The organism is Nocardiopsis sp. LDBS0036 (assembly GCF_041228755.1).
GTDB classification, from domain to species: domain Bacteria; phylum Actinomycetota; class Actinomycetes; order Streptosporangiales; family Streptosporangiaceae; genus Nocardiopsis; species Nocardiopsis dassonvillei.
The window spans coordinates 5,865,564-5,880,511 of record NZ_CP141103.1 but is presented as its reverse complement, the minus strand read 5'-3'; the positions used below and the strand labels follow the sequence as shown (position 1 = coordinate 5,880,511).

At 72.6% G+C, this 14,948-nt stretch carries 13 protein-coding genes; 4 read left to right on the top strand and 9 right to left on the bottom strand.

Annotated elements, in window-relative coordinates; translation table 11 throughout:
- Nucleotides 1-51: 51 nt before the first annotated feature.
- Together UIS43_RS25025 and UIS43_RS25020 are read left to right on the top strand one after the other, a co-directional pair.
- On the top strand, nt 52-1,524 hold the full coding sequence (locus UIS43_RS25025; RefSeq protein WP_013151708.1) for a glycoside hydrolase family 3 protein: 1,473 nt from the start codon (nt 52-54) through the stop codon (nt 1,522-1,524).
- A 237-nt stretch (nt 1,525-1,761) separates the two neighbouring features.
- Nucleotides 1,762-2,226 carry an Rrf2 family transcriptional regulator gene (locus UIS43_RS25020; RefSeq protein WP_013151707.1) on the top strand — a complete coding sequence of 155 codons (465 nt, stop codon included), beginning with the start codon at nt 1,762-1,764 and terminating at the stop codon, nt 2,224-2,226.
- Between the two features lie 105 nt (nt 2,227-2,331).
- Here the strand turns inward: UIS43_RS25020 and UIS43_RS25015 are convergent, their stop codons facing one another.
- From UIS43_RS25015 to UIS43_RS24975, 9 genes are all read right to left on the bottom strand, one after another.
- Entirely contained in the window at nt 2,332-2,688 is a 357-nt protein-coding gene (locus tag UIS43_RS25015) for a helix-turn-helix domain-containing protein (protein WP_013151706.1), read from the bottom strand.
- Between the two features lie 159 nt (nt 2,689-2,847).
- The gene (locus tag UIS43_RS25010; protein WP_013151705.1) at nt 2,848-3,399 is read right to left on the bottom strand and encodes a CinA family protein; all 552 of its coding nucleotides are present in this window, start codon (nt 3,397-3,399) and stop codon (nt 2,848-2,850) included.
- Complete coding sequence (pgsA, locus tag UIS43_RS25005) at nt 3,396-4,001, bottom strand: CDP-diacylglycerol--glycerol-3-phosphate 3-phosphatidyltransferase (protein ID WP_013151704.1); 606 nt, start codon at nt 3,999-4,001, stop codon at nt 3,396-3,398. The genes UIS43_RS25010 and pgsA overlap by 4 nt, the downstream gene beginning before the upstream one ends.
- Nucleotides 3,998-5,440: a 30S ribosomal protein S12 methylthiotransferase RimO gene (gene rimO / locus UIS43_RS25000; protein WP_013151703.1), complete on the bottom strand. Its 1,443-nt coding sequence runs from the start codon at nt 5,438-5,440 to the stop codon at nt 3,998-4,000. The genes pgsA and rimO overlap by 4 nt, the downstream gene beginning before the upstream one ends.
- A gap of 172 nt (nt 5,441-5,612) precedes the next feature.
- Complete coding sequence (locus UIS43_RS24995; RefSeq protein ID WP_071621551.1) at nt 5,613-6,851, bottom strand: RodZ domain-containing protein; 1,239 nt, start codon at nt 6,849-6,851, stop codon at nt 5,613-5,615.
- A gap of 233 nt (nt 6,852-7,084) precedes the next feature.
- The gene (locus UIS43_RS24990) at nt 7,085-9,601 is read right to left on the bottom strand and encodes a DNA translocase FtsK (RefSeq protein WP_013151701.1); all 2,517 of its coding nucleotides are present in this window, start codon (nt 9,599-9,601) and stop codon (nt 7,085-7,087) included.
- Between the two features lie 263 nt (nt 9,602-9,864).
- Nucleotides 9,865-11,550: a ribonuclease J gene (locus UIS43_RS24985; protein WP_013151700.1), complete on the bottom strand. Its 1,686-nt coding sequence runs from the start codon at nt 11,548-11,550 to the stop codon at nt 9,865-9,867.
- Nucleotides 11,547-12,518 (bottom strand): 4-hydroxy-tetrahydrodipicolinate synthase, encoded by a 972-nt coding sequence (gene dapA / locus UIS43_RS24980; RefSeq protein ID WP_013151699.1) that lies wholly within the window; start codon nt 12,516-12,518, stop codon nt 11,547-11,549. Before dapA ends, UIS43_RS24985 begins: the two co-directional genes overlap by 4 nt.
- A 353-nt stretch (nt 12,519-12,871) precedes the next feature.
- Nucleotides 12,872-13,252: a phage holin family protein gene (locus UIS43_RS24975; protein WP_071621549.1), complete on the bottom strand. Its 381-nt coding sequence runs from the start codon at nt 13,250-13,252 to the stop codon at nt 12,872-12,874.
- Between the two features lie 96 nt (nt 13,253-13,348).
- Between UIS43_RS24975 and UIS43_RS24970 the strand changes: the two genes are divergently transcribed.
- On the top strand, nt 13,349-13,903 hold the full coding sequence (locus tag UIS43_RS24970; RefSeq protein WP_013151697.1) for a GNAT family N-acetyltransferase: 555 nt from the start codon (nt 13,349-13,351) through the stop codon (nt 13,901-13,903).
- A 121-nt stretch (nt 13,904-14,024) separates the two neighbouring features.
- On the top strand, nt 14,025-14,897 hold the full coding sequence (locus UIS43_RS24965; protein ID WP_013151696.1) for a 1,4-dihydroxy-2-naphthoate polyprenyltransferase: 873 nt from the start codon (nt 14,025-14,027) through the stop codon (nt 14,895-14,897).
- The last annotated feature ends 51 nt before the right edge of the window (nt 14,898-14,948 follow it).

Sequence of the window (14,948 nt, the reverse complement as noted above, 5' to 3'; positions counted from 1 at the left end):
CTTCGTCTGCCCGACCACGGGCACCCCTTCGCTCACCGAACGGAGTTCGTCATGCCGTACGACCCGACCCTGGCGCGTCTGGCCAACGCCACGCTGCTGGTGCCCTTCGAGTCCTACCAAGCCCCGCGCTGGGTCCTGGAGGGTCTGGCGGACGGGATCTCCGGTGTCTGTCTGTTCCACAACAACCTGGACGGCCCCGAGCAGGTGACCGCGCTCAACGCGACCCTGGCCGGGGTCACCGACACCCCGCTGATCTCCCTGGACGAGGAGGGCGGCGACGTCACCCGCATCGGCCAGGCTCAGGGCAGCGACTACCCCGGCAACGCGGCCCTGGGCGCCGTGGACGACCCCGGCCTGACCCGCGCCACCCTGCGCTCCCTGGGCGGACGCCTGGCCGAGCTGGGCTTCAACCTGGACCTGGCGCCCTCGGTGGACGTCAACGTCGCCGACGACAACCCGGTGATCGGCACCCGCTCCTTCGGCTCCGACCCCGAACTGGTGGCCCGGCACGCGGCGGCCGCCGTGCTCGGCCTCCAGGAGGCGGGCGTGGCCGCGTGCGCCAAGCACTTCCCCGGCCACGGCGCCACCTCCCAGGACTCCCACCACGTGCTGCCGCGCGTGGAGGCCGACGCCGACCTCCTGCGCCGCCGCGAGCTGCTGCCCTTCCGCGCGGCCGTGGAGGCGGGCGTCCGGTCGATCCTGACCGCGCACATCGAGATGCCCGGCCTGGGCGGCGACGGCCCCGCCACGCTCACCCCGCGCATCCTCAACGACCTGCTCCGCGGCGAGCTGGGCTTCACCGGCACCGTGGTCAGCGACGCCATGGACATGCAGGGCGTCAGCGGCCGTATCGGCATCCCCGAGGCCTGCGTGCGCGCGGTGGCCGCCGGGGTGGACCTGCTGTGCCTGGGCCGGTTCGTCTACGCCGACCAGGTCGAGCTGATCCGCGCCGCGCTGGTGGACGCGGTCCGGGAGGGCCGCCTGCCCGGGGAGCGCCTGGAGGAGGCCGCCGGGCGCAACGCCGAGCTGCGGACCTGGATCCGCGCGGCCCAGACCCGGCGCTCGGACGCCCCCGCGGCCGACGGGGTGGGCCTGGTCGGGGCCCGCCGCGCGGTGCGCGTGGACGGCGACCTGCCGCCGCTGGCGGACCCCTACGTGGTGGAGGTGGACGCCCCCTCCGGCATGGCGGTGGGCGAGGTCCCCTGGGGCCTGTCCCCCTGGTTCCCGGGCACCGAGCGGGTCTCCCCCGACGTCGCGCACGCCGACCGGCTGGCCGCCAGCGCCCGGGACCGCGACCTGGTCGTGGTGGTGCGGGACGCGCACCGCTACCCCTCCGCCCAGGCGCTCGTCAACCGCCTGCTCAGCTCCCACCCCGACGCCGTGGTGGTGGAGATGGGGCTGCCCATCTGGCGGCCCGACTGCGGCGCGCACGTGAGCACCTACGGCGCCGCGCACGTGAACGGGCTGAGCGCGGCGGAGCTGCTGGGGGCACCGGTGGGCGCCCCCTCCCCCGGCGTGAACTGAGCGCCCCTGCTGCGCCACCCGACCCGGCCGGTCGCGGACCGGCCGGGTCGGCGCGTTCCGGTGACGCTCGTCACCGCGGCGGACATACTGGGGCGGGACACCCCGAGAGCGGGGACGTCACCGATGTCCCCGCAACCCGGTAGGAGAAGTACCCTTGGCCTGAAGCATCCCGGTCGACGGCGTTCCCGTCGACGGCCGGTGCCCCATTCGCCCACTTACACACGGCATAATCACAGCATGCGCCTTTCAGCCCGGGTCGACTACGCGCTACGCGCGGCGGCGGAACTCGCCGTCGCCGACGAGGGGCCGGTGACGGCCGAACAGCTCGCACGCGCGCAGGCCATCCCCGGAAAATTCCTCGAGAACATCCTCACCCAGCTACGCCGGGCCGGTCTGGTACGCAGCCAGCGCGGCCCCGTCGGCGGCTACTGGCTGGCCCGTCCGGCGGGGGAGATCTCCCTGGCCGACATCATCCGCGCGGTCGACGGACCGCTCGCCAACGTGCGCGGGGAGCGCCCCGAGCACGTGGACTACGACGGCGCGGCCCGCAGCCTCCAGCAGGTGTGGATCGCCCTGCGCGCCAGCGAGCGCGCGATCCTGGAGGGCGTCAACCTCCAGCACCTGGTGACCAACGAGCTGCCCGAGACGGTGCGCTCGTTGGCCGAGGACCCCGAGGCCTGGGTGAACCACACCCACCGCTGACCGCCGCCCCGAGCGCAGGTCCCGTGAACACCGAAGGAGCCGACCGTCTGGTCGGCTCCTTCGTCGTGGTCACGGTGACGATGGACGGACAGTTCCGAGGAGGGGTCAGACCCCCACCATGTCGGCGACTTGGGGAACGCGATCCGGTACCGGGTCGATGCCGAGGTCCTGGGCGGAGACGGGGTCGGTCGTGACCGCGTCACCCAGCAGCGCGGCCTCCTGGAGCTCGGCGAGGGCGAGCTGGTCGGAGACCTCTCTCAGTACCTGCGAGAGCGGGACGCCCAGCGCCCCGCAGATCGAGGAGAGCAGTTCGGAAGAGGCTTCCTTCTGCCCGCGCTCGACCTCCGACAGGTAACCGAGGGATACACGTGCATCGGCCGACACCTCACGGAGGGTGCGGCCCTGGCGCTGCCGGAGCCGCCTGAGCACGTCACCAAGTAGGTGACGAAGCAGGACCATCATTCGCGCTCCCTCCCACCGGTAGCGACCTTCATATACACCACCGTACCTGTCCCACGCCCGATTCGGGCACCTCTTGCCGTCCTGTTCGCTGGAGGGGGAACCCCGCCCGGGGGTGGTTTTGTTCCCAAGGGTGGGGAAAGGAAGAACAGCCCGAAAAGTTCAGCCTCGGGCGTTTCCTTCCATGCTCCCGCGCACAGCGGTTTCCAGGAGCAGCAGCGCCCCCTCGACCGTGCGGTATCGGATACCCGCACGGTCCCCGGTGAAACGGAAACGGCGGCCCCGTGTGGCTCCATCGGGCGTGGCGACGGCCACAAAGACCGTGCCGACGGGCTGGCCGTCCTGGGGATCGGGTCCGGCCACGCCGGTGACCGCGACTCCGTAGTCGGAGCCGAGCAGGCGGCGGACGCCGAGCGCCATGTGCCCGGCCACCTCCGGGTGGACCGCGCCGTGCTCGGCCAGGAGGTCCGCGGGCACGCCCAGGACGCTGTCCTTGGCGTCGGTGGCGTAGGCCACGACACCGCCCCGGTAGGTGCCCGAGGCGCCCGGGATCGCGGTGAGGTGGGCGCCGACGAGGCCGCCGGTCAGCGACTCGGCGGTGGCGCAGGTGGCGCCGGCGGCGAGCAGGGCCCGGTGGGCGGCCCCGGCCGCGGCCAGCGCCCCGGCACGCGGGTCCGGGTCGCCGGCGTCCGGCGGGCCCTGCTCCCCCGTCACGCGGCGGGGCCCTTGCGGGCGCGCACCGCGCGGACGGCGTCGAACACGTAGGTCAGGCCGGTCCACAGGGTGACCGCCAGCGCGGCGGCCATCACGACGTGCGCGAACCAGACGAAGACCTCGCTGAAGGGCAGCACCTGGAGCGGGAAGAGGTAGACGCTGATCGCGACGATCTGGAGGACCGTCTTGAGTTTGCCGCCCTGGCTGGCCGGCATGACCACGTAGCGCAGGACCGCGAAGCGCAGCGCCGTGACGCCCCATTCGCGGACCAGGATGGCGATGGTCACCCACCACCACAGGTCGCCCTGGAGGGAGAGCACGACCAGCGCGGAGCCGGTGAGCGCCTTGTCGGCGATCGGGTCGACGATCTTGCCGAAGTCGGTGACCAGGTTGCGGCGGCGGGCGATCTCGCCGTCGACCCGGTCGGTGATGGCGGCCAGCACGAAGACGGAGAAGGCGGCGAACCGCCACCACGAGCCGTCCAGGAACATGAGCCACACGAAGAGCGGCACCATGACCAGGCGGCTCATCGTGAGGATGTTCGCGATGTTCCACAGGGGAACGCGGGGGGCGGGGGTGGCCGCGGGGTCGGGGGTGCTCATCTGTCCGCGGCTTCCCCGTGGGTGTCGTCCTGCTCCGCGATGAGGTCGGCCCCGGCCGACTGGATGACGGTGGCGCGCACCAGGTCGCCGACGGCGAGGCCCTCGCCGTAGAGGATCGTGCTGCCGTCCACCTCGGGTGCCTGGTGCTCGGCGCGGCCCTCGTAGGCGCCGTCCTCCAGCACCGTCTCCACCAGGACGGTGACCTCCGAACCGATCCGCTCCTCGGCGCGCTGGGTCATCAGCTCCTCGGAGAGGCGGTTGAGCCGGTCCACGCGCTCGGCGACGACCTCGTCGGGCAGCTTGCCCTCGTGGCCGAAGGCCTCGGTGCCCTCCTCGTCGGAGTAGCCGAACACGCCGATGGCGTCCAGCCGGGCCTCGGAGAGGAAGGAGACCAGGTCCTCGAACTCGGCCTCGGTCTCACCGGGGAAGCCCACGATGAAGTTGGAGCGCGAGCCCGCCTCGGGCGCGCGCTTGCGGACCGTGTCCAGCAGCTCCAGGAAGCGCTCGCGGTCTCCGAAGCGGCGCATGCGGCGCAGCAGGGTGCCGCTGGCGTGCTGGAAGGACAGGTCGAAGTAGGGCACCACGCCGGGGGTCCCGGTGAGCACGTCCACCAGGCCGGGGCGGACCTCGGCGGGCTGGAGGTAGCTGACCCGGACCCGCTCCAGGCCCTCGACTGCGGCCAGGCGGGGCAGGAGCTTCTCCAGGGCGCGCACGTCGCCCAGGTCCTTGCCGTAGGAGGTGGAGTTCTCGCTGACCAGGAACACCTCGCGCACGCCCTCGGAGGCCAGCCACTCGGCCTCGCGCACGATGTCGTCGGGGCGGCGGGAGAGGTAGGCCCCCCGGAAGGTCGGGATGGCGCAGAAGGTGCAGCGCCGGTCGCAGCCGGAGGCGATCTTGAGGTTGGCCACCGGTCCGCCGACGAGGCGGCGGCGCGGGACGGAGGCGCGGTAGGGCAGCTCGGTGCCCTCGGCCCCGGCGGATTCGGCGAAGCTGGCGTGGCCGGGGACGTGGGCCTGGGAGGCGTCGCGCTCGGCCGGGCTGATCGGCAGCAGCGTGCGCCGGTCGCGGGGGTCGTGCGGGACCAGGGTCCGCCCGGCCACGACGTCGTCGAGCCGGTCGGTGATGGCGGCGTAGTCGTCGAATCCGATGACCTGCGCCTCGGGCAGGGCCTGGGCCAGCTCGGAGCCGTAGCGCTCGGCCATGCACCCGGCGGCGACGACTCTGCCGCCGTTCTCCGCCGCTTCCAGGAGGGTCTCGATGGAGTCCTGCTTGGCCGCGTCGATGAACCCGCAGGTGTTGACGATGGTGACGTCGGCCTCGGTGTCGCCCTCGACGAGGTCCCAGCCGCCAGCGGACAGGCGCCCGGCCAGCTCTTCGGAGTCGACCTCGTTACGCGCACACCCCAGGGTGACGAGTGAGACAGTACGGCGCGATGACATGGCTTCCAAGCGTGTGGGAGAGCTTCGGGTGGCGCGGGGGGCCGTCCCGGACCGGTCGGCCGTGCTCAGTGCACGGCGCAGCCCGGCGCCGCCCGCAGCCCCCCACATTACCTTGGTCGGCTCACCCGCCCGTACCCCGGCCCGGATCGCTCCGGGCCGGGGCGCGGTCCGGTCACTGCTGCACGCCGTCCGGACCGATGACGATCTCCTTGACCTCGCCCGGAAGGCCGAGGGGTCCGGAGCTCTCGCCGTTGACGGTCACGCTGACCGCCCCGGCGTCGCCGACCCACAGGTTGAGCATGTCCTCGGTCACGTACTCCTTGACGTCGCCCTCCAGCAGGTAGCCGACGTAGAGGTCCTCGCCGTCGGCCCCGGTGACCTCGACCCAGCTGCGTCCGGAGGCGCCGAGTTCGACGGCGAACTCGACGGGCCCCTGCTCCGCCGCGGCCTCCTCCGCCCCCACGGCGGAGTCGACGGTCCTCTCGGTGGCGGAGGAGTCGAAGGCCGAGCGCAGCGGGTTGCCCGCGTCCCAGTCCTGCCAGGTGCGGACCCCGACGAAGAGCGCCAGGAGGAAGATGGCCCCGACCACGGCCCAGGGCCAGTGGCGCCGAACGGCGTCGACGGGCCGGGGGCGGGCGGCGATGACCACGGGGCGGGTGACGGGGTCGCCCCGGCCGTGCCTGCCGACCCGGGTCCCGCCCCCCTGGTGCCTGGCGCTCCGGGGCCCGCCGCCGCGGTGCCTGCCGTCGGCGTGCCCGCTCCGCACGGGGCCGACCTGCGCGGAGCCGACCCGGGCGGGACCCGCGTCGGCGGCCCTGTCCTCGGGAGCCCCGCCCTCGGGGTCCCCCTCCTCGGGCACCCGGGCACGGGGGCGGCGTCCCTCCGCGGTCCCGCGGGGGCCGGGGATCCACCCGGCCCGCCGCGGCCTGCGGGGGCCCCGGCGCTCCTGGGGCTCCTGGGGCTCATCGTCGGGCTGGCGCGTCAGGAATTGCCTGCGTTCGAAGTGGCCCCAGCGCTGGGCGCCGACTCCGGAGTCGTCCTCGCCGAAGCGGTGGGCCATCACCGCCTCCCCGTCCTCCCCGGGACGGGTCTCGGCGCGCGCGGCGGCGGCCGCGCGCGCCGCCTCGGGCACGGACGCCGGGTGGCGCTGCGGGGGGACGAAGGCGGGTATGGCGCGGGACGCGTGCTCGCGGTCGTACTCGGCCAGGAGCGGCGCCGGGTCCAGGCCGAGCGTGCGGCAGATGCCGCGGATGTGGCCGCGTGCGTAGAAGTCCCCGCCGCAGGAGAAGAAGTCCTCCTGCTCGATGGCCGTGAGGACGGGTTCCCGGATACGTGTACGGATACTGAGGTCCGCGACCGTGTACCCCGCCGCGACCCGGGCGGCGGACAGGGTCTGACCGATCGTCGCCATGCGCACTCCCCCCGCGACTGTGTGTAGCTGCAAGAGACCACTCTGCCGCCCGGGGCGCTTTCGCGCAGGTCACCACGCCCCATGAAGCCTCCAAGATCCCACCAAATCGGGCATGCCTGTTTTTAAGGGATGCCAGTGGAGTTTCGGGAAAGGCCGTAACACGGGGTCGGAAGCCCGACTTCCCGGATGCCGGTCGGCGCCCGCGCGCCGCCGCGCGGACGCGGCGGCGCCGGTCAGGAACCGCGGATGTCGGCCAGCACGGCGGGCAGGTCGTCGGGCTGGACGAGCACGTCGCGGGCCTTGGAGCCCTCGCTGGGGCCGACCACGTCGCGGCTCTCCATGAGGTCCATCAGGCGGCCCGCCTTGGCGAAGCCCACCCGGAGCTTGCGCTGGAGCATGGACGTGGACCCGAACTGGGTGGTGACCACCAGCTCGACGGCCTGGAGGAGCAGGTCGAGGTCGTCGCCGATGTCCTCGTCGATCTCCTTCTTCTTGGCGTCGGGGACGGCCACGTCCTCGCGGTAGCTGGGCTCGGACTGCTTCTTGCAGTGCTCGACGATCGCCCGGATCTCCTTCTCCGACACCCAGGCGTTCTGGAGGCGGATGGGCTTGCCCGCGCCCATGGGGAGGAAGAGCGAGTCGCCCTTGCCGACCAGCTTCTCGGCGCCGGGCTGGTCGAGGATGACGCGGCTGTCGGAGAGGCTGGAGGTGGCGAAGGCCAGACGGGAGGGCACGTTGGCCTTGATCAGACCGGTGACGACGTCGACGCTGGGCCGCTGGGTGGCCAGCACCAGGTGGATCCCGGCGGCGCGGGCCAGCTGGGTGATGCGCACGACGGCGTCCTCCACGTCGCGGGGGGCGACCATCATCAGGTCGGCCAGCTCGTCCACGATGACCAGCAGGTAGGGGTAGGGCTCGTACTGGCGCTCGCTGCCGGGCGGGGCGGTCAGCTCCCCGGTGCGCACGGCGGCGTTGAAGTCGTCCACGTGCCGGTACCCGGAGGCGGCCAGGTCGTCGTAGCGCCGGTCCATCTCCCCCACCACCCACTGGAGGGCCTCCGCGGCCCGCTTGGGGTTGGTGATGATGGGGGTGATCAGGTGCGGGATGCCCTCGTACATGGTCAGCTCGACCCGCTTGGGGTCGACCAGGATCATCCGCACCTCGTCGGGGGTGGCGCGCATCATCAGCGAGGTGATGAGCCCGTTGATGCAGGTGGACTTGCCTGCGCCGGTGGCACCGGCGACCAGGACGTGCGGCATCTTGGCCAGGTTCGCGACCACGTTGGAGCCCTCGACGTCCTTGCCCAGGCCCACCAGCATGGGGTGGTCGTCGGAGGTCGCCGCGGGCGAGCGCAGCACGTCGCCCAGGCTCACCAGGTCCTTGTCGGTGTTGGGGATCTCCACGCCGATGGCGGACTTGCCGGGGATGGGCGACTGGATGCGCACGTCGGCGCTCTTGACCGCCAGGGAGATGTTCTTGGCCAGGGCGGTGACCTTCTCGACCTTGACCGCGGGGCCCAGTTCGATCTCGTAGCGGGTCACCGTCGGCCCGCGGGTGAAGCCGGTGACGTCGGCGTCGATGTTGAACTGGGTGAGCACCCCCGACAGGGCTTCGACGACCTCGTCGTTGGCCTTGGTGCGCGGCTTGACCGGGCTGCCGGGCTTGAGCATGGTCGGCGCGGGCAGCTCGTAGTCGCCCTCCACCACACGGGAGGGGATGGTGAGCTGCTCGGTGGTGGCGGGCGCCGGGGTGGGGTCGGGGACCTCCCGCTTGGCACGGGCGGCCTTCTTGCCCCTGGGCGCGGCCTCCGCCGCTTCCACGGCCGGTTCCGGGGCCTCGGCGCCGGTCCGCGCGGCCTCCTCCTCGTCGGTGAGGGCGGGGGCGATGGGCTCGTCGGGCAGCACCGGGCTGTCGTAGGGGCGCTCGTGGTCGCCCGCGACCGTGCCCGTGGCCTTCTTCTTCCCGGGCCCGCTCCTGCGCGGCTTGGCGGGCTTCTTCTTCTCCGCCCCCAGCAGGCCGATGCCCGCGTCGGGGCCGGTGTCGCGCTCCATGAGCGCCCCGAACAGGACCTGGAGGCGCTCGGGGATGCGCCGGATGGGTGTGGCGGTGACCACGAGGATCCCGAAGACCAGCACCAGGGCCAGCAGGACGCCGGTCAGCCACGGGGTGACGACGGCGCTGAGCGGCCCCGAGGCGACGAAGCCGATGAGCCCGCCGGCCTCCTGGAGGGCTGCCAGGCCCTCGGAGGGCTGCGGGATGCCGTGGGCGATGTGGATGAGGCCCAGCAGGCCCAGCATGATCGAGCTGAAGCCGATGAGCAGCCGCCCGGCGTCGCCCTCCTTGCTGTCGCCGGGAGTGCGCATGAGCCTGACCGCGATCGGCAGGAACAGCAGCGGCAGGATCGGCGAGAACGTGCCGAAGGCGCCGACCACGACCGTGCGGGTGTACTCCAGGAGCAGCCCGTCGCTGTTCCACCACACGGCGGCGGCGATGAGGACGCCCGAGGCCAGCAGGACCAGCCCGGCGCCGTCGCGGCGCAGGTCGGGGTCGAGGCCGCGCGCGCCGCGGCCGACCGCGCGGGCGGAGCCGCCGACGGTGTGCGCGACGAGCTTCCACAGCACCAGCAGGAACTGGCCGAACATGGTGACGGCGAAGGCGATGGGCCCGTCGGGCATGCGCTTCTTCGCCGCGGGCTTGCGCGCGGCGGGCTTCTTGCGTCCGGAACCGCCGGAGGAGGCGCGCGTGGCCATGGGGTCACCTCCAGGGGACGGGGTCGTGCGGACGGTCGGGCAGGACGGCCCGCCACGGCGGGCAGCCTACTGCGGCGTCCACCCCCGGCGCCCGTATCCCGCGCGGCGTGTCGCACGGGCGCCGCTGTGCTCCCCGTCCCACCGCCGCCCGACCCGGGCCCCGGTCCCGTCACCGCCCCGGTACCGGTTTTCGGTCCCGGCGACGCGAACGGCCCGTACCGCCGCGGTGCGGCGTCGGGCCGTTCGTCGTCGTCGGGTGCCGGTCAGACCTCGACCAGGACGGGGATGATCATGGGCCGCCGCCGGTAGGTCTCGTTGACCCAGCGGCCGGCGCTGCGGCGGATGAGCTGGCGCAGCTGGTGGGGGTCGTTGACCCCGTCCCGGGCCGCCTTGTCCAGCGCGTCCTGGATGCGGTCGATGACGTCGTCGTAGGCGTCGGCGCCGATGCCCGCGCCCCGAGTGTGGATCTCGGGCTCGCCCAGGATCTTGCCGGAGCCGGAGTCCACCGCCACGACGACGGAGATGAACCCCTCCTCGCCGAGGACCCGGCGGTCCTTGAGCGCGGCGTCGGTGACGTCGCCGACCGAGGAGCCGTCCACGTACACGTACCCGGCCTGCACCGCGCCGACGATCCTGGCCCGGTTCTTGTGCAGGTCCACGACCACGCCGTCCTCGGCGATGACGATCCGGTCGCTCGGGACCCCGGTCAGCCTGGCCAGGTCGGCGTGGGCGCGCATGTGCCGCCACTCGCCGTGCACGGGCATGAAGTTGCGCGGGCGGACCATGTTGAGCACGTACATCAGCTCGCCCGCGGGCGCGTGGCCGGAGACGTGCACCAGGGCGTTGCCCTTGTGCACGACCTTGGCCCCCCAGCGGGTCAGGCCGTTGATCACCCGGTTGACCGAGTTCTCGTTGCCCGGGATCAGCGACGAGGCGAGCAGGATGGTGTCGCCCTCCTCGATGCGGATCTGGTGGTCCCGGTTGGCCATGCGGCTGAGCGCGGCCATCGGCTCGCCCTGCGAGCCCGTGCACACCAGGAGCACCTCGTCCGGGCGCAGATGGTCGAGCTGCTTGACGTCGACGACCGTGTCGCCGGGGATGCTCAGGTAGCCCAGGTCGCGCGCGATGTTCATGTTGCGGACCATGGAGCGGCCCACGAAGGCGATCTTGCGCCCGTGCTCGACGGCCGCGTCGATGACCTGCTGGACGCGGTGCACGTGCGAGGCGAAGCAGGCCACCACGATGCGCTTCTGGGACTGCCGGAACACCTTGTCGATGGCCTCGGTCAGGTTGCGCTCGTTGACGATGAAGCCGGGCTGCTCGGCGTTGGTGGAGTCCGACAGCAGCAGGTCCACGCCCTCGTCGCCGAACCGGGCGAACCCGGCCAGGTCGGTCAGGCGCCCGTCCAGCGGCAGCTGGTCCATCTTGAAGTCGCCGGTGTGCAGCACCGACCCGCCCGGGGTGCGGATGCCCACGGCCAGAGCGTCCGGGATGGAGTGGTTGACCGCGAAGAACTCCAGGTCGAAGGGGCCGAAGTCGTGTCGCTCGCCCTCCTCCACCAGCACGGTCTCGGGCTTGATGCGGTGCTCGCCGAGCTTGGCGGTGATCAGCGCCAGGGTGAGCTTGGAGCCGACGATCGGGATGTCGGCCCGCTCACGCAGCAGGAACGGCACGCCGCCGATGTGGTCCTCGTGCCCGTGGGTGAGCACGACCGCCTCGATGTCGTCGAGCCGGTCCCGGATGTAGTCGAAGTCCGGCAGGATCAGGTCGACGCCGGGCTGCTCCTCCTCGGGGAAGAGCACGCCGCAGTCCACGATGAGCAGGCGCCCGCCGTACTCGAAGACCGTCATGTTGCGGCCGATCTCGCCGAGGCCGCCCAGCGGGACGATGCGCAGCACGCCCTTGCCCAGGGGCGGCGGCGAGCCCAGTTCGGGATGCGGGTGGCTCATACGGATCCCTCCGTGAGGCGCTCGACGGCGACGGCGCTGGCCGGGACGGCCTGGTGCGGGGCGAGCCCGATGGGGCCCTTGACGCCCGCGGCGGCCAGGTCCTCGCGCAGGAGGGCCTGGAGCTCGGCGGAGGCGTCGGCGAGCGGGGTGCGGACCGGCCCGGAGGGCAGGCCGAACAGGTTGAGGACGGCCTTGGTCGTGATGACGCCCTGGGTGCGGAACATGCCCGTGTAGACCGGCGTGAGGCGGCGGTGGATGGCCAGGGCCTGGCCGACCTCGCCCTTCTCGAAGGCGTCGATCATGTCGCACAGGTCGGCGCCCACGATGTGGCCGACGACGCTGACGAACCCGGCCGCGCCGACGGACAGCAGCGGCAGGTTGAGGATGTCGGTGCCGCAGTAGAAGGCCAGGTCGGTGCGCTCCATGACCCAGGAGCTGGCGCCGACGTTGTCCTTGGCGTCCTTGTTGGCGACGATGCGCGGGTGCTCGGCCAGGCGGACCAGGGTCTCGGAGGCGATCGGCGTCCCGGTGCGGTGCGGGATGTCGTAGAGCATCACCGGCAGGTCGGTGGAGTCGGCGATCGACGTGAAGTGCCGGATGAGGCCTTCCTGCGGCGGCTTGTTGTAGTAGGGGGTGACGGTCAGCAGACCGTGCGCCCCCGCCTTCTCGGCCGCCTGGGCCAGCCGGATGCTGTGGCGGGTGTCGTTGGTGCCGACCCCGGCCACGATCGTGGCGCGGTCGCCGACCGCCTCCAGGACGGTCCGGAGCAGCCGGTCCTTCTCGTCGTCGCTGGTGGTGGGCGACTCGCCGGTGGTGCCGCTGATGACGAGGCCGTCGTTGTGCTGTTCGTCGACGAGGTAGGTGGCCAGTCGGGCCGCGCCCTCGTAGTCGAGTTCCCCGTCCTCCAGCATCGGAGTGACCATCGCGGTCAACATCTTGCCGAACGGCCGGTTCTTTGTGTCCATCATCGTGTGTGAAAGGCGTGCGGACCGCCGCCCTCGGGCGGTGGGGTCCGTGGTTGCCCCTCCTCCTCTCGGTGTACTCCGAAACAGTTGTGGTCTCCCGTGCGGGTGTGCCTCGGGCACGGGTGGTCGGCGCTGCGTGCGCGCCACCGCGACCGGCGGATGCGCGACGGTCGCGGGAAAGATCTGTGGTGCCCCGTGTCGGGGGCTGGGGGCAGGGCCCCGTCCGGTCCACCGTCCTCGTGGGTCGAGGTTGAGTGGTCCCCGGTAAGACGAACCTACCCGTCCCGGGCCCGTGCCATCCGGCCGGGCCCGGGGTCCGCCCGCGGTTCGGGGCGGACGGGATCCGTGGCAGGAGGCTAGTCGTCGCTGCCGTCGGGCAGGAACATGCTGAGCAGCCAGCTGACGATGGTGACGACGATCGCGCCCCAGAAGGCGGGCCAGAACCCGTCGATGTGGAAGGGCAGGTCGAACAGGCCCGCGATCCAGTTGGTGAGCATGAGCAGCAGCGCGTTCACCAGGAGGCCGATCAGCCCCAGGGTCAGAGCGTAGAACAGGCATCCGACCGTTTTGACGATCGGTTTGATGACCGCGTTGACCACGCCGAAGATGGCGCCGACGGCGAGGTAGACCAGGATCTGGCCGACCGTGTCCTGCGCGGTGACTTCGATGCCGTCGATCAGGAGGACAGCCGCCCAAAGGGCGAGCGCGTTCACGATAACTCTGATAATGAGGCTCACAACGTAGATGTTCCCATGCTGTGGCAAGGTCCGGAAACTCCGGCGTAGGTGATCTTGTCGCCAGGCGTGTCGCCCACCCCCGAAGGAGAGTTCCCCGTGTCCAGTGCCCGGTTCGTCCGTCCCGCCCGTACCGCCGACGTGGAAGCGGTCGTCGACATCCAGGTGGCGTCGTGGCGGGCGGTGTACGGGTCGCTGCTGCCCGAGGAGGTGTCCGGGGGCCTGGGCGGCGAGGAGGCCAGGGAGCGGTTCCGCGAGCAGTGGACGGCCGCCCTGGAGTCGCCGCCGACCTCCCGGCACCGGCTGGTGGTGGCCACCGACGAGGTGGAGGGGGTGCGCACGGTCGCGGGCTTCGCCGCGTTCGGCCCCGCCGGGGACCCGGACCTGTGGCCCGCCAAGGACGCGGAGGTGTTCGCCCTGCACGTGGACCCCGAGCGGGCGCGTCAGGGGCACGGCAGCCGCCTGGTGAACGCGTGCGTGGACCACCTGGTCGAGGACGGCTTCGCCACCCTGCACGTGTGGGTGCCCGAGGCCGACAACGCGCTGCGGGCGTTCTTCGAGGCCTCGGGCTGGCGAGCGGACGGCGCCCGCCGCGAGATCGACATGGGGCGGCTGCTGCCGATGGTGCGCCTGCACGCGGCCATCTCCCAGTAGCGGGGGCCGACCCGCGCCCCGGCGCCGGGGCGCGGGCGGGAGCGCCGCCGACAGGGTCTAACGTGGGGTGGTTGTCGCGGCGCGCACGGGTGCGCCGGTGGTGAGCGGGGAGGGCCGGAGCGTGGCCACGGTCAGTGAATGGGTCTCGGGGCTGCGCCCCCGTACGCTTCCGAATTCGATCGTTCCGGTGGCCGTCGGCACGGCCCTGGCCTTCGCCCTGGACGGGTTCGTCTGGTGGAAGGCGCTGCTGGCCCTGGTGGTGTCCATGGCGCTCCAGGTCGGCGTGAACTTCGCCAACGACTACAGCGACGGCGTCAAGGGCACCGACACCGAGGCGCGGACGGGGCCGACCCGGCTGACCGCGACCGGCCTGGCCGCCCCTCGGCAGGTGCTGGCGGCGGCCCTGGCCAGCTTCGCGTTCGCGGGGGTGGTGGGCCTGGTGCTGGTGGTCGCGTCCTCGTGGTGGCTGCTGCTGGTGGGCGCCCTGGCGATCGCGGCGGCCTGGTACTACACGGGGGGCCGCAGCCCCTACGGCTACCGGGGCCTGGGCGAGGTCTCGGTGTTCGTGTTCTTCGGCGTCGTGGCCGTGGTGGGCACGGTCTTCGTGCAGCTGGGCTCCGCGCCCTGGCAGGCCTGGGTGGCGTCGGTGCCGGTGGGCCTGCTGTCCTGCTCGGTGCTGGTGATCAACAACCTGCGCGACATCCCGACCGACCGCGAGACCGGCAAGGTCACGCTGGCCGTGCGGCTGGGCGACGCCGGCACCCGCCGCCTGTACGGGGGCGCGATCGCGCTGTCCTACCTGGTGGCGCTGGCGCTGACCCCGGTGTTCTGGTGGACGCCGCTGGTGCTGGTGTCGGCGCCGCTGGCGGTGCCGCCGCTGCGGCGCGTGCTGGGCGGCCAGACCGGCCGCGACCTGGTGCTGGGCCTGGGTGAGACGGGAAGGCTCCAGATGGCGTTCGGCGTGCTGTTCTCGGTCGCCCTGCTCCTGGGGTGAGGCGGCGGCCGCACGCGGCCGACCCTTCGTGAGCGGGTCCGGACGCGCCCG

Coding starts and splice junctions, on each gene's coding strand:
- rimO (WP_013151703.1), bottom strand. CDS start 5,440: ATGTCATCGCGCCGTACTGTCTCACTCGTCACCCTGGGGTGTGCGCGT.
- UIS43_RS24990 (WP_013151701.1), bottom strand. CDS start 9,601: ATGGCCACGCGCGCCTCCTCCGGCGGTTCCGGACGCAAGAAGCCCGCC.
- UIS43_RS25020 (WP_013151707.1), top strand. CDS start 1,762: ATGCGCCTTTCAGCCCGGGTCGACTACGCGCTACGCGCGGCGGCGGAA.
- UIS43_RS25025 (WP_013151708.1), top strand. CDS start 52: ATGCCGTACGACCCGACCCTGGCGCGTCTGGCCAACGCCACGCTGCTG.
- pgsA (WP_013151704.1), bottom strand. CDS start 4,001: ATGAGCACCCCCGACCCCGCGGCCACCCCCGCCCCCCGCGTTCCCCTG.
- UIS43_RS24995 (WP_071621551.1), bottom strand. CDS start 6,851: ATGGCGACGATCGGTCAGACCCTGTCCGCCGCCCGGGTCGCGGCGGGG.
- dapA (WP_013151699.1), bottom strand. CDS start 12,518: ATGATGGACACAAAGAACCGGCCGTTCGGCAAGATGTTGACCGCGATG.
- UIS43_RS24985 (WP_013151700.1), bottom strand. CDS start 11,550: ATGAGCCACCCGCATCCCGAACTGGGCTCGCCGCCGCCCCTGGGCAAG.
- UIS43_RS25015 (WP_013151706.1), bottom strand. CDS start 2,688: ATGATGGTCCTGCTTCGTCACCTACTTGGTGACGTGCTCAGGCGGCTC.